At 73.8% G+C, this 20641-nt stretch carries 14 protein-coding genes; 9 read left to right on the top strand and 5 right to left on the bottom strand.

Features of this window, described 5'->3' with window-relative positions; translation table 11 throughout:
• Window positions 1–69: 69 nt before the first annotated feature.
• Together LWC33_RS22815 and LWC33_RS22820 are read left to right on the top strand one after the other, a co-directional pair.
• Complete coding sequence (locus LWC33_RS22815) at window positions 70–1341, top strand: ATP-binding protein (RefSeq protein WP_233306477.1); 1272 nt, start codon at window positions 70–72, stop codon at window positions 1339–1341.
• Window positions 1338–2030: a response regulator gene (locus LWC33_RS22820; protein ID WP_372476674.1), complete on the top strand. Its 693-nt coding sequence runs from the start codon at window positions 1338–1340 to the stop codon at window positions 2028–2030. Before LWC33_RS22815 ends, LWC33_RS22820 begins: the two co-directional genes overlap by 4 nt.
• 107 nt (window positions 2031–2137) lie before the next feature.
• Here the strand turns inward: LWC33_RS22820 and LWC33_RS22825 are convergent, their stop codons facing one another.
• The 3 genes from LWC33_RS22825 to LWC33_RS22835 all read right to left on the bottom strand — a co-directional run bounded on the left by LWC33_RS22825 (window position 2138) and on the right by LWC33_RS22835 (window position 5442).
• A complete protein-coding gene (locus tag LWC33_RS22825; RefSeq protein WP_233306478.1) occupies window positions 2138–4411 on the bottom strand; it encodes a hypothetical protein in 2274 nt (757 codons plus the stop codon).
• Window positions 4412–4719: 308 nt separating this feature from the next.
• Window positions 4720–5028 carry a hypothetical protein gene (locus LWC33_RS22830; RefSeq protein ID WP_233306479.1) on the bottom strand — a complete coding sequence of 103 codons (309 nt, stop codon included), beginning with the start codon at window positions 5026–5028 and terminating at the stop codon, window positions 4720–4722.
• Window positions 5029–5142: 114 nt separating this feature from the next.
• On the bottom strand, window positions 5143–5442 hold the full coding sequence (locus LWC33_RS22835) for a chorismate mutase (RefSeq protein WP_233306480.1): 300 nt from the start codon (window positions 5440–5442) through the stop codon (window positions 5143–5145).
• 236 nt (window positions 5443–5678) lie between these two features.
• Between LWC33_RS22835 and pcrA the strand changes: the two genes are divergently transcribed.
• The gene (pcrA, locus tag LWC33_RS22840) at window positions 5679–8018 is read left to right on the top strand and encodes a DNA helicase PcrA (RefSeq protein WP_233306481.1); all 2340 of its coding nucleotides are present in this window, start codon (window positions 5679–5681) and stop codon (window positions 8016–8018) included.
• 122 nt (window positions 8019–8140) lie between these two features.
• Here pcrA and LWC33_RS22845 read toward each other — a convergent pair whose 3' ends face one another.
• Both LWC33_RS22845 and LWC33_RS22850 read right to left on the bottom strand, forming a co-directional pair.
• Complete coding sequence (locus tag LWC33_RS22845) at window positions 8141–8932, bottom strand: M23 family metallopeptidase (RefSeq protein ID WP_233306482.1); 792 nt, start codon at window positions 8930–8932, stop codon at window positions 8141–8143.
• Window positions 8933–9247: 315 nt separating this feature from the next.
• Window positions 9248–10222 carry an esterase/lipase family protein gene (locus LWC33_RS22850; RefSeq protein ID WP_233306483.1) on the bottom strand — a complete coding sequence of 325 codons (975 nt, stop codon included), beginning with the start codon at window positions 10220–10222 and terminating at the stop codon, window positions 9248–9250.
• 535 nt (window positions 10223–10757) lie between these two features.
• Here LWC33_RS22850 and sucC point away from each other — a divergent pair.
• The 6 genes from sucC (at window position 10758) to purH (ending at window position 19839) form a co-directional block, all read left to right on the top strand.
• Window positions 10758–11945, top strand: a complete 1188-nt coding sequence (sucC, locus tag LWC33_RS22855) for an ADP-forming succinate--CoA ligase subunit beta (RefSeq protein ID WP_308190992.1) — start codon at window positions 10758–10760, stop codon at window positions 11943–11945.
• Window positions 11946–11950: 5 nt separating this feature from the next.
• Window positions 11951–12838, top strand: a complete 888-nt coding sequence (sucD, locus tag LWC33_RS22860) for a succinate--CoA ligase subunit alpha (RefSeq protein ID WP_233306485.1) — start codon at window positions 11951–11953, stop codon at window positions 12836–12838.
• A 140-nt stretch (window positions 12839–12978) separates the two neighbouring features.
• On the top strand, window positions 12979–14013 hold the full coding sequence (locus LWC33_RS22865) for a DUF5336 domain-containing protein (protein ID WP_233306486.1): 1035 nt from the start codon (window positions 12979–12981) through the stop codon (window positions 14011–14013).
• A gap of 447 nt (window positions 14014–14460) precedes the next feature.
• Window positions 14461–16935 carry a cell division protein PerM gene (locus LWC33_RS22870; RefSeq protein WP_233306487.1) on the top strand — a complete coding sequence of 825 codons (2475 nt, stop codon included), beginning with the start codon at window positions 14461–14463 and terminating at the stop codon, window positions 16933–16935.
• A gap of 697 nt (window positions 16936–17632) precedes the next feature.
• Window positions 17633–18283 (top strand): phosphoribosylglycinamide formyltransferase, encoded by a 651-nt coding sequence (gene purN / locus LWC33_RS22875; protein ID WP_233306488.1) that lies wholly within the window; start codon window positions 17633–17635, stop codon window positions 18281–18283.
• Window positions 18280–19839: a bifunctional phosphoribosylaminoimidazolecarboxamide formyltransferase/IMP cyclohydrolase gene (gene purH, locus LWC33_RS22880; RefSeq protein WP_233306489.1), complete on the top strand. Its 1560-nt coding sequence runs from the start codon at window positions 18280–18282 to the stop codon at window positions 19837–19839. Before purN ends, purH begins: the two co-directional genes overlap by 4 nt.
• The last annotated feature ends 802 nt before the right edge of the window (window positions 19840–20641 follow it).

Raw genomic sequence — 20641 nt, forward strand, 5'->3', positions numbered from 1 at the left:
GGGACGACCCCGAGAAGCCCCGGGGCCGACCCCGGTGTCCGGGGTTCCCCCGCGTGTGACCATGGAGCCGTGACCAGTCCAGCCACCCGCGCCGCCCCGCTCGCGCGCCGCCGCTCCGGCCGGCTCCTCGCGGGCGTCGCCGGCGGGGTCGCCGACCACCTCGGCATCGACGTGCTGTGGGTGCGGGTCGCGTTCGTGGTGCTCGCCGCGGCCAACGGCGCCGGGGTGATCGCCTACGGGCTGCTGTGGGTCTTCGTGCGGCAGGAGGCCGCCGACGTCACCCGGCAGGTGTCCGTCAAGGAACGGCAGCAGGCGATGGGGCTGGCGGCGCTCGGGCTGGGCATCGGGCTGGCCGGTGCGGCGCTGCAGAACCAGGTGGTGGGCTGGATCGTCGGGCCGCTCGGGGTGGCGGCGCTCGGCGCGGCCGTCGTCTGGCGCGAGGCCGACGAGGCGCAACGGCGGCGCTGGACCAGCGGCGCCCGCAGCGGCTTCCTCGGCGGCGGCCGCATGGCGCTGCTGCGGGTCGGCGCGGGCGGGGTCTTCGTGGCCGCCGGGATCACGGTGTTCCTGCTCGGCAACCTCGACCTGGGCCAGCTGCAGTTCGGCGTGCTCGCCGTGCTCGCCACGCTGGTCGGCGTCGCGGTGCTGACGGTGCCGTGGTGGGTGCGGCTCGCCCGCGACTTCGGCGAGGAGCGGCGGCAGCGGATCGTGACGGCGGAGCGGGCGGAGATCGCCGCCCACCTGCACGACTCGGTGCTGCAGACCCTCGCGCTGATCCAGAAGCAGTCCCACGACCCGCGCGAGGTGCAACGCCTGGCCCGCGGGCAGGAGCGGGAGCTGCGGAACTGGCTGTACGGGCCGTCGGGCTACGGGCGGGGCGGCCGTCCGGCGCCGCCGGGCGAGACGCTCGCGTCGGCGCTGCAGGCCGCGGCCGCCGAGGTGGAGGACACCTACGCGATCACCGTCAACCCCGTGATCGTGGGGGACCACCCGCTCGGGGACACGGACGGCGACCTGCGCGCCCTCGTCCTGGCCGCGCGCGAGGCGATGGTCAACGCCGCCAAGCACGCCGGGGTGGACGAGGTGAGCGTCTACGCCGAGGTGGAGACCGGGGCGGACGAGGAGGAGGACCCGGTGCGGACCGAGGTGCACGTGTTCGTCCGCGACCGCGGCAAGGGCTTCGACCCCGACGCCGTGCCCGAGGACCGGCACGGCCTCGCCGACTCCGTGCACGGCAGGATGGGGCGGCACGGTGGCAAGGTCCGGCTGCGCAGCACGCCGGGGGAGGGCACCGAGGTGCACCTGGAGATGACGATCGAGGCCCAGCGGGAGGACGCGTGAGCGAGCCAGCGGTGACCGAGCCGACCACGGGGCCCATCACGGTCTTCCTGGTCGACGACCACGGGCTGTTCCGGGCCGGCGTCCGCGCCGAGCTGGAGCGCGGCGCCGCGGGCGACCCGCCGATCGAGGTGGCCGGCGAGGCCGGGTCGGTCGACGAGGCCGTGGCCGGCATCGGGCACCTCAAGCCCGAGGTCGTGCTCCTCGACGTCCACATGCCCGACGGCGGCGGCGCGGCCGTGCTCGCCCGGGTGCGGCCGGTGCAGCCGGAGGTGGTGTTCCTGGCGCTGAGCGTCTCCGACGCCGCCGAGGACGTCATCGCCGTGATCCGGGCCGGGGCGCGCGGCTACGTCACCAAGACGATCTCCGCCCGGGAGCTGGGCGACGCGGTGCGGCGGGTGCGGGCGGGCGACGCCGTCTTCTCGCCGCGCCTCGCCGGCTTCGTGCTCGACGCCTTCTCCGACCGTCCCGGCGCCGCTCCGGCCGTCGACCCCGAGCTCGACCTGCTCACCCGGCGGGAGCGCGACGTGCTGCGGCTCCTCGCCCGCGGCTACGCGTACAAGGAGATCGCCGGGGAGCTGTTCATCTCGGTGAAGACGGTCGAGACCCACGTGTCGAGCGTGCTGCGGAAGACGCAGCTGTCGAACCGCTACGAGCTGTCCCGCTGGGCCTCGGACCGCCGGTTGGTGTGAGGCGCCGTTCGAGACGGCGTTCGACGCAGCGTTCGAGGTGTCGCCCGGGAACGGCGAGGGCCCGCTCCGTGCCGGAGCGGGCCCTCGTGCCGTTGGTGGGCGGGCGGTCACCTCCCGCCGAGCAAGCCTCCGACCGCCTTCGTGGTGCCGTCGAGGCCGCCCGTGACGGTCTTCGCGGCGTTGCCGACGCCCTCGGAGGTCTGACGGAGCAGCGAGCCACCGGAACCACCCGAGCCGCCGGAGCTCCGGGAGCTCTGCGAGGCCGAGGAGGAGCCGGCGGACGAGCCGGAGCCGTTTGCACCCGAGCCGTTTGCACCCGAGCCGTTTGCACCCGAGCCGTTCGCACCCGAGCCGTCGCCGCGCGCGCCGGAGTCGGACGCCGTCGCGTTCCGGGTGCCGTTCGTGCCGGCCCCGCTCGACCCGGAGCCCGACGCCGAGCTGCCGCCCAGCGAGCCCGACCCGCCGGATCCGCCGCCGCCGAGCAGCCCACCGACGGTGTCCCGCACCGGGGCGGTGACCGTGTCGACGGTGTTCTTCACGGGGGCGGGGGCGGCGCTGGTCACGGTCTCGACCGCGCGCGTGCCGGGCGCGAGCCTCGTGGTCTGCCCGACCCCCGAGCCGGCCTGCGCGGTGCCACCCTGCGACCGCGCCGTGGTAGCGGACGATGCGGGCGTGCTCTGCGTGGCTGCCGAGGTGTCGAGCAGGCCGGTGACCGGGGCGGCCGCCTTGAGCAGCGGGCCGGTGATCGGGGCCGTGGCCCTCAGCAGCGGCGCGGTGAGCGGCGCCGCGGCGGACAGCACCGGGGTGGTGACCGGCGCGAGCACGTCGGCGACGGGCGTGACGGCGGGCTTGAGGGCGTCGGTCACCGGGGCGACGGCGTTCTCGGTCACCGGGGTCACGACGTCGTCGACGACCGGCGTGGTGAGCGGTCCGACCGCACCGGCGAGCGGTGCGACGACGGGCGCCGCGGCGGAGGAGACCGCGCCACCGACGGCACCGACGGTCTCGGTCGCGACCTGGGTGACGGGCTGCACCACGGGCTGCAGGGCGCCGACGACCTGCTGCGCGGTCCGGTCGACCGGCGCGAGCACGGGTGCGGCGGCCTGACCGACGTTCTCGACGACACCGGTGACGCCGCGGGTCACGGGGGCCAGGGGGGCCGCGGCGTCGTCCGCGCCGCCCACGAGCCCGCCGACCGCCTCGGTCACGGGCGAGACGACCCCGCCACCGACCGCCGAGGCCACAGGCGAGACGACGCGGCCGCCGACGGCTTCGGTCACCGGCGTGAGCACCTGGCCGATCGGCTGCGCGACGCTGCCGCCGCCCCCACCGACCACGTCGCCGACCGTGCCGACGACGCCGCCGACGATGCTGCCGCCGCCGGACCCACCGGAGCCGGAGCCGGAGCCGGACCCGCCGCCGGACGTCCCGCCGCCGATGGTGCCGCCACCGCCGAGCACGGGATCGAGGATGTTGCCCGGGGTGCCGCCGCCGGCGCCGGGCACGGCACCCGCACCGGTGGCGCCGCCAGCGAGGGGGGCCACGGCGACCGGGCCGACGAACGACGCCGCGCCCGTGCCGCCCGCCGCAGCGGTTCCGGCGGGCACACCGCCGAGCGCGGCCCCGGTGGCCGGGTCGACCAGCGCCGACGGGAACGCGACGTTCATCCAGGACGTCGGCGCGCCCTGACCGGCGTCGAGCCCACCGGCGCCGCCGGCCCCGCCGAGCAGGGCGCCCTGGATCCCGTCGCGCAGGGACATGCCGGGGAAGCTGCCGTCGGCCGCGGCCTGGGCCTCGGAGTCGTGGTTCGCGGCCTCGGTGAACACGGCCGCGGCCACGACCGAACCGGTGGCCACGAGAGCGCCTGCGGTGACGGCGGCGCGGCGGACACCGGGCCGGCTGCGCCGGCCGAGCTGGGCGGGGCGCGGCTGGATGGGCCGGTCGAGCGCGTGCGGGGCGCGACCCTCGCGGCGCAGGAGCGCGCCGACCGAGATGATCTGGCTGGGCCGCGGGTCCTCGGGATCCGGCAACGCGTGCCCGCCCGTCACGACGGCGGGGGAGTCGTCGAGGTCCTCGGGCACGGCGGGTACGTCGAGCCCGGCGGCGGCCGGGACCGGCGCGTCGGCCGCGTCGGCCTTGTCGGCCTCGTCGGTCGTGCCGGCCAGGTCCTCCGGGGCGGGCCGCGGAGCGGGGATCCGGGGCAGCGGCCGGCGGTCGCCGTCGGACTCGGCGGGACCCTGCGCGACGGGTGCGACGGGTGCGGCCTCCGTGGTCCCGGCGGCCGTGCGCTGGGCGGGGACACCGCGGTGCAGCAGTTCCGCGACCGTGACGGGATTCTCCGGCGGCAGCGGATTGCCGACGCGGTGCTCGAACGTGGCCACGACCGGCCGACCTCCTCAGGGAGCGCGGGGAGCGACCCGGACAGGTCTACCGGAGTCACGCATCGTTCACCAAGTGTCATTCGCCCGCTCATCGCGGGTAGGTCGTTCGGGTGAACTCCGCTCACCGGAAGAGGTCGACCGCTGACCGTGCAACCGTCGGTGCATGATCGCGTCATCGATGTCGTTCGCGCAGGTCGGAGGGGGTCCTGCCGCCCGCGCTCAGCCCCTTACGGAGCGTGACGAGAGCGCCGATCGTCGTGACGTGGCGTCACGTCACGACTCGGACACATTCCGTGCCCGGACCTCGGTCAGCGCGAGGTCGGGTACTTCGCGCGCTCCTGCTGGAGCCCGCGGTAGCCGACGATGCCGCCACCGGCCGCGAGCAGCATGCCGATGACGTCGGCCGTGAGGCTCGGCCCGCTCGTGATGAGCAGCCCGAGCAGCGCGACGCCGGTGGCGCCGGCCGCGACCGGGAGCCGGGTGCGGGTGTAGGCGGCGATCTCGGCGCCGGCCGCACCCTTCTTCTTGGCGGCATTGTTCAGCATCGCCACGTAGCCGACGTGGCCGAGGGCGGCCAGCAGCCCGATGAGCGCGATCAGCGAGAAGACGATCCCCATGGACACCACAGTGCCACGGTCGTGCAGGTCCGTGCGGGGGATTCGCCGGGCGGCGGCCCGCCCCTCAGCAGAGCTTCAGCCGCCGCCCCGGCGGGCGAGGAGCGCGGGCCCGGGTCAGCGGCCGCCGAGCCGTCCGCGCCCGAGGCGCAGCAGCAGCATCGCGAGCTCGCGGCCCTCGGCACCGAGCTCGCGGAAGCGGGAGAGCACCGTGATCTCCCGGCTGTAGACGATCCGCGGCCCGCCGGCCGCCATCCGCGCCGACCCGATCCGCCGCGAGACCTCGGTGCGCCGCTTGACCAGGCGCAGGATCTCGGCGTCGAGATGGTCGATCTCCTTGCGGAGCTCGGTGATCTCGGCCTCGGTCGGGGTCGGGGCGGGGACCTCGGCTGCGGTGTGGTCGTCGGTCACGGACATCGGTCTACTCCTCACGAGGGGCGTCCACCGACCCCGGACAGAACGAGGCCCCGGGTCCGTGGACTCCGGGGCGTCGGGTCTGCTGCGTCAGCGGGCGACGGGTGCCGGATTCCGGCACCCGTAGAAAAATCGTCCCGTCGACGAGGTGCGGTGCACAGGGACAGTGTGCCACACGGCGCACGCGCCGTGCGCCGGTTCCGGTTCCGTCGGGGGGCGGCGGTACCGTGTTCGACACGATGAGCGCTCTGTTCGAACTTCCCGCCCAGGCTCCTGTCGAGCCGAAGACGAAGCGCGGCGCGGCACTGCTGGAGGGGCTGAACCCCAAGCAGCGCGAGGCCGTCACGCACGCGGGGAGCCCGCTGCTGATCGTCGCGGGCGCCGGTTCGGGCAAGACACGGGTGCTCACCCACCGGATCGGCTGGCTGCTCGCCGAGCGGAGCGTGCACCCCGGCGAGATCATGTCCATCACCTTCACCAACAAGGCCGCGGCCGAGATGAAGGAACGGGTGGACTCCCTCGTGGGGCGCCGCTCGCAGGCGATGTGGGTCTCGACCTTCCACTCCATGTGCGTGCGGATCCTGCGCCGCGAGGCCAAGCACCTGGGCGTGCGCAGCGCCTTCTCGGTGTACGACGCGGACGACACGCGGCGGCTGATCGGGATCGTCTCGCGGGACCAGGAGCTGGACCCGAAGAAGTTCGCGGCCCGGTCGCTGGCGGCGCAGATCTCGAACCTGAAGAACGAGCTGATCACCGCCGAGGACTTCGCGGGCCGCGCGGGCAACGAGCACGAGCGCCGGGTCGCGCAGGTCTACGCGACCTACCAGGAGCGGCTGCGCCAGGCCAACGCGTTCGACTTCGACGACCTGATCATGGAGACGGTGTCGCTGCTGCAGCGGATGCCCGCCGTCGCCGAGTACTACCGGCGCCGCTTCAGGCACGTGCTGGTGGACGAGTACCAGGACACCAACCACGCGCAGTACGTGCTGGTCCGCGAGCTGGTGGCGCCCGCGACGGACGGCGCGGAGCCCGCCGAGCTGTGCGTCGTCGGGGACTCGGACCAGTCCATCTACGCCTTCCGCGGCGCGAACATCCGCAACATCATCGAGTTCGAGCAGGACTTCACCGACGCCACCACGATCCTGCTGGAGCAGAACTACCGCTCCACGCAGACGATCCTGTCCGCCGCGAACTCCGTCATCGCCCGCAACCCGAACCGCCGCGACAAGCGGCTGTGGTCGGAGCAGGGGGACGGCGAGAAGATCGTCGGCTACGTCGCGGACAACGAGCACGACGAGGCGAGCTTCGTCGGGCAGGAGATCGACCGGCTGGTCGACTCGGGCGAGTTCCGTAACTCCGACATCGCCGTCTTCTACCGGACGAACGCGCAGTCCCGGGTGTTCGAGGACGTGTTCCTGCGGATCGGGCTGCCGTACAAGGTCGTCGGCGGGGTGCGGTTCTACGAGCGCAAGGAGATCCGGGACGCGCTGGCCTACCTGCGCGTGCTCTCCAACCCGGAGGACACCGTCAGCCTGCGCCGCATCCTCAACGTGCCCAAGCGCGGCATCGGGGACCGGGCCGAGGCGCTGGTCGCCGACTACGCCGAGCGGCAGCGCATCTCGTTCAGCCAGGCCCTGCGGATCGCCGCGGAGGAGCCGGAGAAACTGCCGGAGCTCGCCACGCGCTCCCAGCGCAACATCGCGGGCTTCCAGCGGATGCTCGACGAGCTGCGCGAGGGCGTCGAGCGCGGGGACGAGACCGCCGAGATCCTCGAGAACGTCTACGGCCGCACCGGCTACACCGAGGCCCTCGAGGCCAGCGAGGACCCGCAGGACGGCACCCGGCTGGAGAACCTCGCCGAGCTCGTCACGGTCGCGCGCGAGTTCGCCGGCGACGCGGCGGTCGCGGACCTCGACGACTCGGACGTCGAGGTGGGTGCCCCGGAACCCGGCTCGCTCGCGGCGTTCCTGGAGCGCGTCGCCCTGGTGGCCGACGCCGACTCCATCCCGGACGACGACCAGGGCATGGTCACCCTGATGACCCTGCACACCGCGAAGGGCCTGGAGTTCCCGGTCGTGTTCCTCAGCGGCTGGGAGGACGGGATCTTCCCGCACATGCGCACGCTCGGGGACCCGGACGAGATGGCCGAGGAGCGCCGGCTCGCCTACGTCGGTATCACCCGCGCCCAGCAGCGGCTGTTCCTGTCCCGGGCGATCGTGCGCTCGGCGTTCGGGCAGCCCAGCACCAACCCGGCCTCCCGGTTCCTCGACGAGGTCCCCGCCGAGCTCGTCGACTGGGCCCGGTCGGAGCCGGAGCGCCCGTCGGCCCCGGTGGGCCGGTTCGGGTTCGGCCGCCGGTCCACCGCGACCGACCGCGGGGACTGGAAGGTCCCGCAGCGCGCGCTGAACGCGGAGCTGCACCTCGAGGTGGGGGACCGGGTCAACCACGACAAGTACGGGCTGGGCACGGTCGTCGCCTCCGACGGCGTGGGGCCGCGGGCCACCGTGACGATCGACTTCGGCAGCGCCGGCACAGTGCGGCTGATGCTGATCGGTGGCGTCCCGATGCAGAAGCTCTGACGGCCCCGGCTCGAGCGCAGCGTGGAACCACACTGCGCTTCAAGCGGCCGCGAGATCGCGTTATGGAGCCATGATGCGAGAGAACGTCTGCGGAAAAGGTGTTATGGAACCATGATGCCCGACTAGTCGGGGGAGTTCGCTCCGTCGCCCACGACCCGCAGCCCCATGGCCTGCAGGATCGGCAGCGGGTTGATCTTGTTCTTGGCGGCGTCCCAGATCTCGAAGTGCAGGTGCGGGCCGGTGGACTGGCCGCGGTTGCCGACCTCGGCGATCTCCTCGCCCGCCGACACCGTCTGCCCCACGGTCACGAGCGAGCGGTTGATGTGCCCGTACACGGTGTGGGTGCCGTCCGGGTGCCGCAGGACCACCCACATCCCGAATCCGCTGGCCGGCCCGGACTCCTCCACGACGCCGTCGGTGAAGGCGAAGATCGGCGTGCCGATCGGGGCGGCGAGGTCGATGCCGTAGTGCGTGACGCCCCAGCGTGCCCCGAAACCGGAGGTGAACCGGCCGGTGGTCGGCAGGACGTAGGCCTCGCCGTGCTCCAGCACCGCCTGCGGCGCCCCGGCGGACAACGCCGCGTTGATCTGCTTCGCGGTCGCCGCGATCTTGGTTCCGATGTCGACGGCCTTGGTGAGGCTGGCGACGTCGAGCTCGGACTTCTCGTCGAGCACGGGCAGCGCCTGGGGCGACGAGCCGGTCAGCTGGTCGGCGCCGATGGGCTGCGCGGAGGCCGTGGCCGGGGCGGTCGAGGCCGGGGCGGAGGCGACCTCGTCGGCGACCGGGAGCATCGCGTTGGCGGCGAGCCGCTCGTAGGGGTCCGCGGCCACGGCGGGGCCGGCGAGCGCCGTGAGCAACGTCTGCCCGGCGGCGACCAACGCGCCGCCCGCGCAGGCGGCGACGGTCGCGCGCACGCGCAGCGACGCGGCGGGCGGTGCCGGAAGCCGGTGTCCCGTGCGCGCCGCCGCGCGGGGGGTCGCGACGTGCTCGGGGACCGGTCGGGCGCCGCTGGGGGAGCGGTGGCGCAAGACCTGCCCTTCTCTTCGCGCCGTGCCCCAGGGGCGCGCCGGCGTGGGTTCGGGGAAACCCTTCGGCGCCGTTCGGGGTCGGCGCCGCGCCGTCGTGATCGCTCCGTGACACGGACGGCTCGAACCTAGCGGGCCGCCCCCGCCGCGTCCAACCCGACCCCCGGATGCACGCGCCGGTACGGCCGATCGGACGACGGCAGGTCAGGACGCTGGCGAAGAACGTTCACCCTGCGTGGCGGCAAGCCGTTCCCGGCGCCGCCGGCGCTGGCGGAAAGGGTGGATCGGTAGCTCTCCGCGGTGGGCCAGCCCGCTCACGACGGCGTGCACGGTGCGCGGGTCGACCGGCAGGGCGAGGTGCCCGACGTCGTCGAGCTCGCGTTCCGTGACGTCGAGATCGGGGTGGCGAAGCCGGGCGTTGCGCTGCGGCACGACCATCTGGTCCATCCGGCTCCACACGACGAGGAACCGGGTCGTGCAGTCCGGGGCGGGCCCGGCGAGCTCGGCCATCACCTCGGACCCGGGCCGCAGCTGCCGGGCGAGCGGGGTGGGCAGCAGGTACGCGGTGTTGGTGCCGGTGTGCGGGCTGCCCAGGGTCACGAGCGAGTCGACGTGGGCGGACCCGCCCAGGCGCTGCACGTAGTACCGGGCGATCACCCCGCCCAACGAGTGCCCCACGATGTGCACCTTGTCGGCGCCCGTGGCCTCCCGCAGCCGCTCGACGTGCTCGCCGACCGCGCGGGCGGCGCTGCGCAGGTCGTCGGTCAGCAGGCTGTAGTTGATCGCGAGCACGGCGCCGAAGCCGCGCTTGCGCAGCGCCCGCCGGAACACGGTGAACACCGACCGGTTGTCCATGATCCCGTGGATCAGCAGGACCGGGGTGCCGGCGGCCTCGACGTCCCCGCAGACGAAGCTGCGCTGGACCGGGTCGAGGTCGTCCGTGCGGTAGAGGTCGCGCGGCCGGAGCGTCTCGCCGGCCAGCCCCACCGGGTAGAGCGCGATGTGCGCGGCGAGCCAGGCGCCCTCCAGCGCCAGCCCCCGCAGCCCGGCGGGCGAGGTGAAGGTCCGCGCGGCGTACCCGGCGGCCTCGCCGGCGTCGACCAGGGCCCGGCTCATGACGGAGCGTGCACCGTCGGCCCTCCTGGCCAGGCGGTGCAGTCCCGCCCGGACCGACGCCATGCGGTCACGATAAGTGGGATTCGGGGGATCCGCCCGGTAACACCGAGGAAATATCCGAACGGCCGCGTGACGACCTGCCCCTCCAGTGAGGCGGCCGGACGGAGCAGCCGGGCGCGGCAACCGGTCTGCGAACCCGCCCGGTCGCCGCTCGCAGCATCGCCGGGTACCGGCGGCCGTTGGGCGGGCCGGGTGAGGCGGTCCTCGAACGCCGCAGCCCGGTCACAGGGGGTCACCGGCAGGGCAGGACGGGAACCACTCGACTGCCGCCGCCCCGCACGGGTGAGACGCACGCCGCGGCGCGGACGACTCGTTGGTCACACGTAGAGACGGGCGCGGGCCGATCCGCCAGGCACGAGGCGGGGGCGGAGGTTTACGTCAGGGGTCGGTGAGGCAGCTCACCTGGGCGGATGTCATGAACGAGCAGGGGCGTCGCTAGGGTCCAACGTCGGAGTAGGTCTCTACGTGCGGGCACCTCGCAGGGCGGGCACGGCCATCGCCGCGTCCTGGTCCTCGCGACGCTTGCCGGCACAGCGACGTGAATCGGGAGAGCCGAGTGGACCTGTACGAGTACCAGGCGAAGGACCTCTTCGCCGCCCACGGAGTCCCGGTGCTTCCGGGCAAGACGGTGGACACGGCCGAGGCCGCTGAATCCGCCGCCGCCGAGCTGGGCACCGCGGTCGTGGTGAAGGCCCAGGTCAAGACGGGCGGCCGTGGCAAGGCCGGCGGCGTGAAGCTCGCCGAGAGCCCGGCCGAGGCCAAGGAGAAGGCCGGCGCCATCCTCGGGATGGACATCAAGGGCCACACCGTCCACCAGGTGCTGGTCACCACCGCGTCGGACATCAGCGAGGAGTACTACTTCTCCTTCCTGCTCGACCGGTCCAACCGCACCTTCCTGGCCATGTGCTCGGCCGAGGGCGGCATGGAGATCGAGCAGCTCGCCGTCGAGCGTCCGGAGGCGCTGGCGCGCATCCCGATCGACGCGATCGCGGGTGTGGACAAGGCCAAGGCGGACGAGATCGTCGCCGCCGGCAAGATCCCGGCCGAGGTCGCCGACCAGGCGTCGGACGTGATCGTCAAGCTGTGGGAGACCTTCGTCGCCGAGGACGCGACCCTCGTCGAGGTCAACCCGCTGGTGCGCGACCCGGAGAACACGGTCATCGCCCTCGACGGCAAGGTGACCCTCGACGGCAACGCCGACTTCCGGCACCCGCAGCACGCAGAGCTGGTCGACGAGCGCACGGAGAACGCGCTCGAGGCGAAGGCCAAGGCCAAGAACCTGAACTACGTCAAGCTCGAGGGCGGCTCGGTCGGCATCATCGGCAACGGCGCGGGCCTCGTCATGAGCACCCTCGACGTCGTCGCCTACGCCGGCGAGAAGCACGGCGGCCAGAAGCCCGCCAACTTCCTCGACATCGGCGGCGGCGCGTCGGCGCAGGTCATGGCGAACGGCCTGGACGTCATCCTGAACGACCCGGACGTCAAGAGCGTCTTCGTCAACGTCTTCGGCGGCATCACCGCCTGCGACGCCGTCGCGAACGGCATCGTCGAGGCGCTGAAGATCCTCGGCGACGAGGCCAGCAAGCCGCTGGTCGTCCGGCTGGACGGCAACAACGTCGTCGAGGGTCGCCAGATCCTGGAGGACGCGAACCACCCCCTGGTCACGCAGGTGGCCACGATGGACGACGCGGCCGACAAGGCCGCCGAGCTGGCCGCGGGAGCCTGAGCACAATGTCGATCTTCCTGAACGAGAACTCCAAGGTCATCGTCCAGGGCCTCACCGGCTCCGAGGGGACCAAGCACGCCACCAAGATGCTGGCGGCGGGCACGAACATCGTCGGCGGCGTGAACGCGCGCAAGGCCGGCACCACCGTCTCCATCGGCGGCAAGGAGCTGACGGTCTTCGGCACCGTCGAGGAGGCCATGAAGGAGACCGGGGCGGACGTCTCGGTCATCTTCGTGCCGCCGAAGTTCGCCAAGGACGCCGTGATCGAGGCCATCGACGCCGCGATCCCGCTGGCCGTCGTCATCACCGAGGGCATCCCGGTGCACGACTCGGCCTATTTCTGGGCGCACGCCGTGGCCAAGGGCAACAAGACGCGGATCATCGGTCCGAACTGCCCCGGCATCATCAGCCCCGGCAAGTCCAACGCCGGCATCATCCCGGCCGACATCGCCGGCCCGGGCAAGATCGGTCTCGTGTCGAAGTCCGGCACGCTGACCTACCAGATGATGTTCGAGCTCAAGGAGTTCGGCTTCTCGACGGCGATCGGCATCGGCGGCGACCCGATCATCGGGACCACGCACATCGACGCCCTCGAGGCGTTCGAGGCCGACCCCGAGACCGCCGCGATCGTCATGATCGGCGAGATCGGCGGCGACGCCGAGGAGCGGGCCGCGGCCTACATCAAGGAGAACGTGACCAAGCCGGTCGTCGGCTACGTCGCGGGCTTCACCGCCCCCGAGGGCAAGACGATGGGCCACGCGGGCGCGATCGTGTCCGGCTCTGCCGGCACCGCCGCCGCCAAGAAGGAGGCCCTCGAGGCCGCCGGCGTCAAGGTCGGCAAGACGCCGTCCGAGACCGCCGCCCTGATGAAGGAGATCGTGGCGTCCCTGTGACGTCCTGACCTCGATCTTCGCTGCGCGCGGGTCCCGGGAACCCTCCCGGGGCCCGCGCGTTGTCGTGACAGGGGTACCGGGCGGGTGACGGCGGTGGGCTAGCGTCGCCCCGGTTCCACGAGAAGGGCAGGGGAGTGGTCATGAGCCAGACCGGAGCGAGTCCGGAGCCGGTGACCGGACAGGCACCGGCGCCGCTGGAGGGTCCCGCGCGCACCCTCGTCATGGCGGGGGCCGGGCTGGCGATCGTCGTCTACCTGCTCGGGTTCTTCTCGCCGCTGAGCAGCCTGCTGTACGGGCCCACGCTGGTGCTCGCGGGCGGCCTGCTCGCCGCCGCGGCGCTGCTGCCCCGGGCGGCGGGGAAGGTGCTCGTGCCGGGGGCGGTGCTCGCCGTCGTCGGGTTCCTGTCGTTGGTGCAGGTCGCCGTGGCGGCGGCGCAGTTCGCGGTGGGCGGTATCGAGATCGTGGCGCTCGTGGTCGCGTTCCTCTCGGCGGCGTCGCTGGTCGGCGCGGTGTTGATGGAGGCGGGGCTGCTGAGCATGCCCGCGCCCAAGCCCCAGGGCCCACAGGGCTACGGCCAGCAGTACGGGGCCTACGGCCAGCAGTACGGCGGGTACCCGCCGCCCGGGCAGGGCGGGGGCTACGTCCAGCAGCCGGCCCCGGGTGGTCAGTACGGCTACGGCTGGTCGCCGCAGGGGCCCCAGGGCCAGCAGGGACCGCAGCCGCAGGGGCCGTACGGCCAGCCGCAGGGCTACGAGGGCGGGCCGTGGGGCCCGCCGCAGGGTCAGCCGGGTCAGCCCGGTGCGCAGGTCCCCGGCGGTCAGCAGGCTCCCGGCGCTCAGCAGGCTCCGGCCGGTAAGCAGGCTCCCGGCGGTCAGCAGGCCGTCGGCGCTCAGCAGGTTCCCGCCGGTCAGCAGGCTGTCGGCGCTCAGCAGGCCGCCGGTCAGCCCGGGCCCCAGCCCGGCCAGGGGCAGCCGCCGCAGACCGGGTGGGCCGGCGCGACCGAGGCGGTCGCGCCGTCGTCGACCCCGCCCGGCGGGCAGCCCACCGAGATGGAACAGACGCGCATCGAGTCCCCGCGCGGGGGCGACGAGCAGGGCAGCGGCCGCCACGGCCGGGCCGAGGCCGACCGCACTACGCGGATCCCCACCGAGGGCGAGCGCCGCAGCGACGGCTGAGTTTCGGGCGGGACCGGAGCACCGCCGTCGCTCCGCCCCGCGAGTCGGCAGTTCCGGTAGCGCGAGTCGGCAGTTCCGGTAGCGCGAGTCGGCAGTTCCGGTAGCGCGAGTCGGGAGATCCCGTGGCGCGACTCGCGAGATTTTGGTCGGGCGAGTCGGGACTTCTGGTTGCGCGAGTCGGGTTGTGGGCTTCGGCGAGTCGGGCTGTGGGCTTCGGTGGGTCGGGCTGTGGGCTTCTTCGGTGAGCCGGAAGATCCGGTGGCGCGAGGCGCCGGTTCCGGTAGCGCGAGTCGGCGGTTCCGGTAGCGCGAGTCGGCGGTTCCGGTAGCGCGAGTCCGGAGATCCGGCCGCTCGAGTCGGGCGCCGCGGTCGGTGGCGTCCGTCGGGACCTGCGGGGCCCCGGCGTGGCGGCCTGACTCCCGGCGCCTGCGCTGCGACGCTGGCGAGGTGACCCGTTCGCTGCGTGCCCCGGACCGTGCGGAGGAGGAGCCGGACATCGCGCCCGACGGGGCCGGGACGTCCGGACCGGAGGTGCCCGAGGGCCTCGACCGGCTCCGCATCGTCCTCGCCGCGGCGATGGGAACGGTGCTGGTCACCTACGCGATGCTCGTGCCCGCCGCCCTGCTCGTGGTGCTCGCCGGCGGGGGCGCGGACAGCTCCGTCGACGGTGCGTTCGCCGCCGCGATCCCGCTCTGGCTGGCAGCTCACCTCATCCCGCTCGAGCTCGAGGGACAGCCGCTGAGCGTGCTGCCCTTGCTCCCGACGGTGGCCGTGATCGTCGTCGTCGCGTGGGGTGCGCGGTGGGCCGTGCGACGGCTGGGCGGCCGGATCCGGCAGGACGCCGGCGCGGTCGTCGCGGCCTCGGCCGGGGCACATGCGGCCGTCGCGGTGCTCGGCAGTGCCCTCCTGCCCACGTCGGCCGCGGTCGGCGCCGCGCCCTGGGCCGCGATGCTCGGTGCGGGGCTGATCGCGGCGGTCGGCGCCGGGATCGGGGTGCTGCGCGCCTGCGGCCTGCCCGCGGACTGGCGGGCACGGTTGCGCGGCTGGCCCGCGGCCGGGCTGGCGGGCGCGGCGGTCGGCGGAGCCGCGCTGCTGCTCGGCGGGGCGCTCGCCGTGCTGGTGGGCCTGGTCGTCGGAGCCTCCCGGGTGCACGGTCTGTACGAGGTGCTGGCCCCGACGGGCGGCGCGGGGCTCGGGATGACGCTGCTCGCCGTGGCCTACACGCCCAACGCCGCGATCGCGGGCGCGTCCTGGCTGCTCGGGCCGGGCGTCGACGTCGGGCTCGGCGCCTGGACGCCGTTCGGCGGCGCGCCCGGTCCGGTGCCGCCGTTCCCGCTGCTCGGAGCGCTGCCGACGGTGCCGTCGCCGGCCTGGGCGGTCGTCGTGGTGATCGTGCCGGTGGGGATCGGGCTGATGGTCGGCGGGATCTGCCGTGCCGTGCTGGGGCCGCGGTGCACGGTCCCCGAGCGGATGCGGGCGGTCGGGGTCGCGACGGGCACCCTCGCCCTGGTCGCGGCGCTCGTCGCCACGCTCGCCGGCGGGCGGTTGGCCGCGGGGCGGTACGACCCGGTCGCGATGCCCGCCTGGCTCGTCCTGCTCGCGGTAGTGGTGTGGATCGGCGGGCCCGCGGCCGTCCTCGCGCTGGTGCAGCGTGGCGGCCCGCGGCCGGAGGTTCGTGGCGACGAGGAGCTCGGCTGGTACCGGGACGGGTACGAAACCGACGAGGTCGAGTCCTACGAGGACGGGGAGTCGCTCTCCGACGCTCCCGATCCCGAGCACGACGAGGAGGAGCAGGAGGACCGCGCCGGCGCGGAGGGCGTCGAGGAGGCCGAGGGTTCCGACGCGGCCGAGCGCGTCGAGGAGGGCGAGTGCGACGGCTCCGACCACGTGGACGACGTCGAGGTCGGTGCGGATGGACGGAGCGGCGCCCGGAACGACCGAGAGGATGGCGGGGAGGACGACCCCTCCGACCCTGACGAGGAAGAGACCGCGGAGCAACCTGGCGACGCGGCGGTGAGCGTTGAGAGCCCGTCGGAGACCGCCGCCGACGTCGCGGACCCCGCGGACCGGACGACTGCGCAGGACGAGACCCGGAGCGGCCGCGCGTCGCGCCGGCGGGACGGGCGGTCCCGCACGGGCCGTGGCCGTGCGGTCGAGCGAGCCCGCGCCCGTCGGCAGGAGCGGAGCAGCGGCGGCCGCAGCCGTCCGATCCGCTTCCGTCCGGGCGTCGCCCCGAGCCTGCGGGTCGTCGAGGGCCTCCCGTCCGACGCCGACCGCGAGCCCGCCGACGATCCGGCGGGGTATGCCGAGGATCGGACCGAGGTGGCAACGACCGGCGCCGACCGCGTCGAGCCGTCGCAGGGTGAACGCTCCGAGCCAGGTGACAGATCCGGGCCCGCGGGGCACCTCGAGCCGACCGAACCCCCTGACCCCGAGCTCCGCGACTCCGCCGAGCTCCGTGACCCCGCGGTACTCCGCGACCCCGCCGTACTCGGCGATCCCGCTGAGCTCACCGACTCCGCCGAGCTCCGCGACTCCGCCGAGCTCCGCGACTCTGCCGAGCTCACCGACTCCGCGGAGCGCCCCGCGCTGCGTGAGCGGGCCGCGCGGCGTGAGCGGCCGGAGCGGCGTGAGCGGCCGGAGCGGCGTGAGCGGCCGGAGCCGGCAGCGCGATCCGAGCGGCCGGAGCGGGGGGGTCGGCCGGAGCGATCCGAGCCGTCAGGGCGAGGTGAGCGGCGCGCACGCTCGAAGCGACCTCAGGGATCCGAGCCCGCTGCCTCCGCTACGGGCCCGGTCGAGTCCGACCACGCCGAGGGCGAGCCGCGCCCCCGCACGGTCGGTGAGCTCGTGGCACAGCGGGCGCGACAGGCGCAGGAACACGCGGCGCCGGAAGCCGCGGAACGCGACCCCGACGCTCCATGATCCTCATCCGGGCGGCCAGAGCCTCGCGCTCCGCGGCCCTCCCCGCCCGGAACGCGATCATGGTCTGCCCTCGGTGAGGCCATTTCGCCTCGGACGCCGGGACCAGACCATCGGGGCCACGCCGCAGCCTCGTCGTGGTGCCGTCACCCTCCCCATCCACGGCCGGTGATCCACGTCCGGACAGCGGAACGCTCGATTCGCGAACGACCTCTTGCCTCGGCGCCGATCATGGGCGGCCGGCGCGAGGGCGCAAAGGCTGAACTGCCGAACGCTCGGGCGCCTCGTGGCGAGCCCGGTCTGTGCTGCCGCTTGGCCCGTGACCTGCCGACCGCCCTACTCGCAACTCTGTGATCCACGACCGGGCAGCGGAACGCGCGGTTCGCGAACATTCTCTTGCCCGGCTGCGGATCATGGGTGGCCGGTGCGAGGGACAACAAGCCGAGCTGCGGACGCTCAGTCGCCTTCCTGTGGCCCCGTTCCTGGCGCTGCCCGCCCCGACGACCTGCCGTCCGTCCCACCCACAGACCGTGATCCACGTCCGGGCAGCCGAACGTTCGATTCCCGACCGTTCCCCTGCCCGACCGCGGATCATCACCTCCCGGATCGCCCGCTGACCGGATCGGGGCAGGTCCTCGCGCTGTGACCGTCGTCGCGGCCTAGGCTGGAGGGGTCCGTCAGAGCCGCCCCGAGGAGATCCGTGCCCGCCCCGACGAGCGCACAGCCCCCGTCGCGGGACGGCCTACCCGCGCCCCTCCGGTTGGTGGTGCTCGCCTCGGGCTCCGGAACCCTGCTGCAGGCGCTGCTCGACGCCGCGCGCGACCCGGCCTACCCGGCGGAGGTCGTGGCCGTCGGGACCGACCGTCCGGGCGTCGAGGCGCTGGACCGGGCCGCCCGCGCACGAGTCCCCTCGTTCACGGTGCGCCCCGCCGAGCACCCGGATCGTCCGGCCTGGGATCGCGCGTTGCTGGCCGCCGTCCTGGAGCACCGGCCGGATCTCGTCGTCAGCGCGGGCTTCATGCGGATCCTCGGCGCGCCCTTCCTCGACGGCATCGGCCGACCGATCGTCAACACCCATCCGGCGCTCCTGCCCGCGTTCCCCGGGGCGCACGCAGTGCGCGACGCGCTCGCACACGGCGTCACGGTCACCGGGACCACCGTCCACCTGGTCGACGCCGGCGTGGACACCGGGCCGATCCTGGCCCAGGAGGCCGTGCCAGTGCTGCCCGGCGACACCGAGGCCGAGCTGCACGAACGCATCAAGATCACGGAGCGCCGGTTGCTGGTGGCGACCGTCGCGACGCTGTGTAACGGAAAGACGCTGTGCAACCGAGAGGCGAGTGTCCAGTGAGCGAACGCAGGCCGGTCAAGCGGGCCCTGATCAGCGTCTACGACAAGGCCGGGCTGCTCGACCTGGCCACCGGCCTGCACGCGGCGGGCGTCGAGATCGTCTCGACCGGGTCCACCGCGCAGCGGATCGCCGACGCGGGAGTGCCCGTCACGCCCGTCGAGCAGCTGACCGGGTTCCCCGAGTGCCTCGACGGCCGGGTCAAGACCCTGCACCCGCGCGTGCACGCCGGCCTGCTCGCCGACACCCGCAAGCCCGAGCACCTCGAGCAGCTCGAGCAGCTGGGGATCGCGCCGTTCGACCTGCTCGTCTCGAACCTCTACCCGTTCACCGAGACCGTGGCCTCCGGCGCGACGCCGGACGAGTGCGTCGAGCAGATCGACATCGGCGGGCCCGCGATGGTCCGGGCGTCGGCGAAGAACCACGACAGCCTCGCGGTGATCACCGACCCGGCGAAGTACGCCTGGGCGCTCGAGCAGATCGCGGCCGGCGGGTTCGTGCTGGAGGACCGGCGCCGGCTCGCGGCCGAGGCCTTCCGGCACACCGCGGCCTACGACGTCGCCGTCGCCTCCTGGATGGGATCGGTGCTGGTCGGCGGCGAGTCGGCCTTCCCGGAGTGGGCGGGCGCGACGTGGACCCGTAAGGCCACCCTGCGCTACGGCGAGAACCCGCACCAGGCCGCCGCGATCTACACCTCCGAGGCCGGCGGGTCGGGGCTGGCCCGCGCCGAGCAGCTGCACGGCAAGGAGATGTCCTACAACAACTACGTCGACGCCGACTCCGCCTGGCGCGCCGCGCACGACCATGGCGACCGGCCTGCCGTCGCGGTGATCAAGCACGCGAACCCGTGCGGGATCGCGGTGGGTGCCGATGTCGCGGAGGCCCACCGCAAGGCCCACGCCACCGACCCGGTCAGCGCGTACGGCGGCGTGATCGCCACCAACCGCGAGGTCAGCGTGGAGATGGCGCAGCAGGTCAAGGACATCTTCACCGAGGTCGTCGTGGCTCCCGGGTTCGTGCCCGAGGCGCTCGAGATCCTGAAGTCGAAGAAGAACATCCGGCTGCTGCGGATCGACGGCGAGGTCGCCCGGCGCGGCGCCGAGATCCGGCCGATCAGCGGCGGACTGCTGATGCAGCAGCGCGACGCCGTCGACGCCCCGGGCGACGACCCCTCCTCCTGGAAGCTGGTCGCCGGCGAGGCCGCGGACGACCAGACCCTCGCCGACCTGGCCTTCGCCTGGCGCGCCTGCCGCGCGGTGAAGTCCAACGCGATCCTGCTCGCGTCGGACGGTGCGGCCGTCGGCGTCGGGATGGGGCAGGTCAACCGGGTCGACTCCTGCCGGCTCGCAGTCACCCGGGCCGGGGATCGGGCGCGCGGCGCGGTCGCGGCGTCCGACGCCTTCTTCCCCTTCCCCGACGGCCTCGAGGTGCTGGTCGAGGGCGGGGTCAAGGCGATCGTGCACCCGGGCGGCTCCATCCGCGACGACCAGGTGACCGCCGCCGCCGCGGAGGCGGGCGTGACCTTGTACCTGACCGGCACCCGGCACTTCGCGCACTGACCCGGGCTCGCCGCCCTTGATTGTTCCGAGCGTGACGCTGCGGCTGTGACGGCAGTGGTGCAGTAGCGCTCGTAGCGATGTTGGATGGGCTCGGGTCGATTGGTCCGTCGATGATCGTTCTGAGCGTGACGCTGTCGTTGCAGCGGGAGCCGTCCGGTCACGCTCGGGATGATCGTGCGGGTGGGTGAGCGCCGGCCCGGGTATTGATCGTTCGGAGCGTGACGCAGGCGTTGTAGCGACAGCTGTGCGGTCGCGCTCGGGCCGATCTTGTGGGGGTGCGCACCGGCCCCAGTGCATGGTCGTTCTGAATATGGCGTTGCTGTTCTGGCGGGAGCCGTGCGGTTGCGCTCGGAGTGATCATGCTGTCGGTGATCGCTGCGAGGGGCACGCTGCTGCGGTCGACTCCGCGCTGAGGTTCCGCTCGGAACGATCACCGCTCAGCGCCCGCAGGATCCAGCCGAGCGCGGGTTGAGGGCGCCGCAGGGCTGGGATAGAGTTCGAACAAAGGTTCGAACGTCGTCTCCCCGCGACGTGGTTCGTCGTGCGGGGGAGGTGTGTCGTGAGCTGCCGTCAGGTTGCCCGCGCCGTCCGTGTCCCATCAAGTCGTGAGCCGGTGTCGCGCGCGGCACCGGTGCAGGTGCGGTGGCCGCGGCGTCCCTGCCGGCAGCAGTTCCGACTTGCCACACCTCCGCACCTCGCACGCCCACCCCACAACCTCGCACACTTGCTCCACACTGCAGCGGCAGACCGGTGGCCTGTGCACCTCCACGCCGCGGGGATCGGTCAGCAGGCTGCGCACCTC

Origin of the sequence: Pseudonocardia terrae (genome assembly GCF_021343995.1) — a bacterium.
GTDB lineage: Bacteria > Actinomycetota > Actinomycetes > Mycobacteriales > Pseudonocardiaceae > Pseudonocardia > Pseudonocardia terrae.

Coding starts and splice junctions, on each gene's coding strand:
- LWC33_RS22865 (WP_233306486.1), top strand. CDS start 12,979: ATGAGCCAGACCGGAGCGAGTCCGGAGCCGGTGACCGGACAGGCACCG.
- LWC33_RS22830 (WP_233306479.1), bottom strand. CDS start 5,028: ATGGGGATCGTCTTCTCGCTGATCGCGCTCATCGGGCTGCTGGCCGCC.
- pcrA (WP_233306481.1), top strand. CDS start 5,679: ATGAGCGCTCTGTTCGAACTTCCCGCCCAGGCTCCTGTCGAGCCGAAG.
- sucD (WP_233306485.1), top strand. CDS start 11,951: ATGTCGATCTTCCTGAACGAGAACTCCAAGGTCATCGTCCAGGGCCTC.
- LWC33_RS22850 (WP_233306483.1), bottom strand. CDS start 10,222: ATGGCGTCGGTCCGGGCGGGACTGCACCGCCTGGCCAGGAGGGCCGAC.
- LWC33_RS22835 (WP_233306480.1), bottom strand. CDS start 5,442: ATGTCCGTGACCGACGACCACACCGCAGCCGAGGTCCCCGCCCCGACC.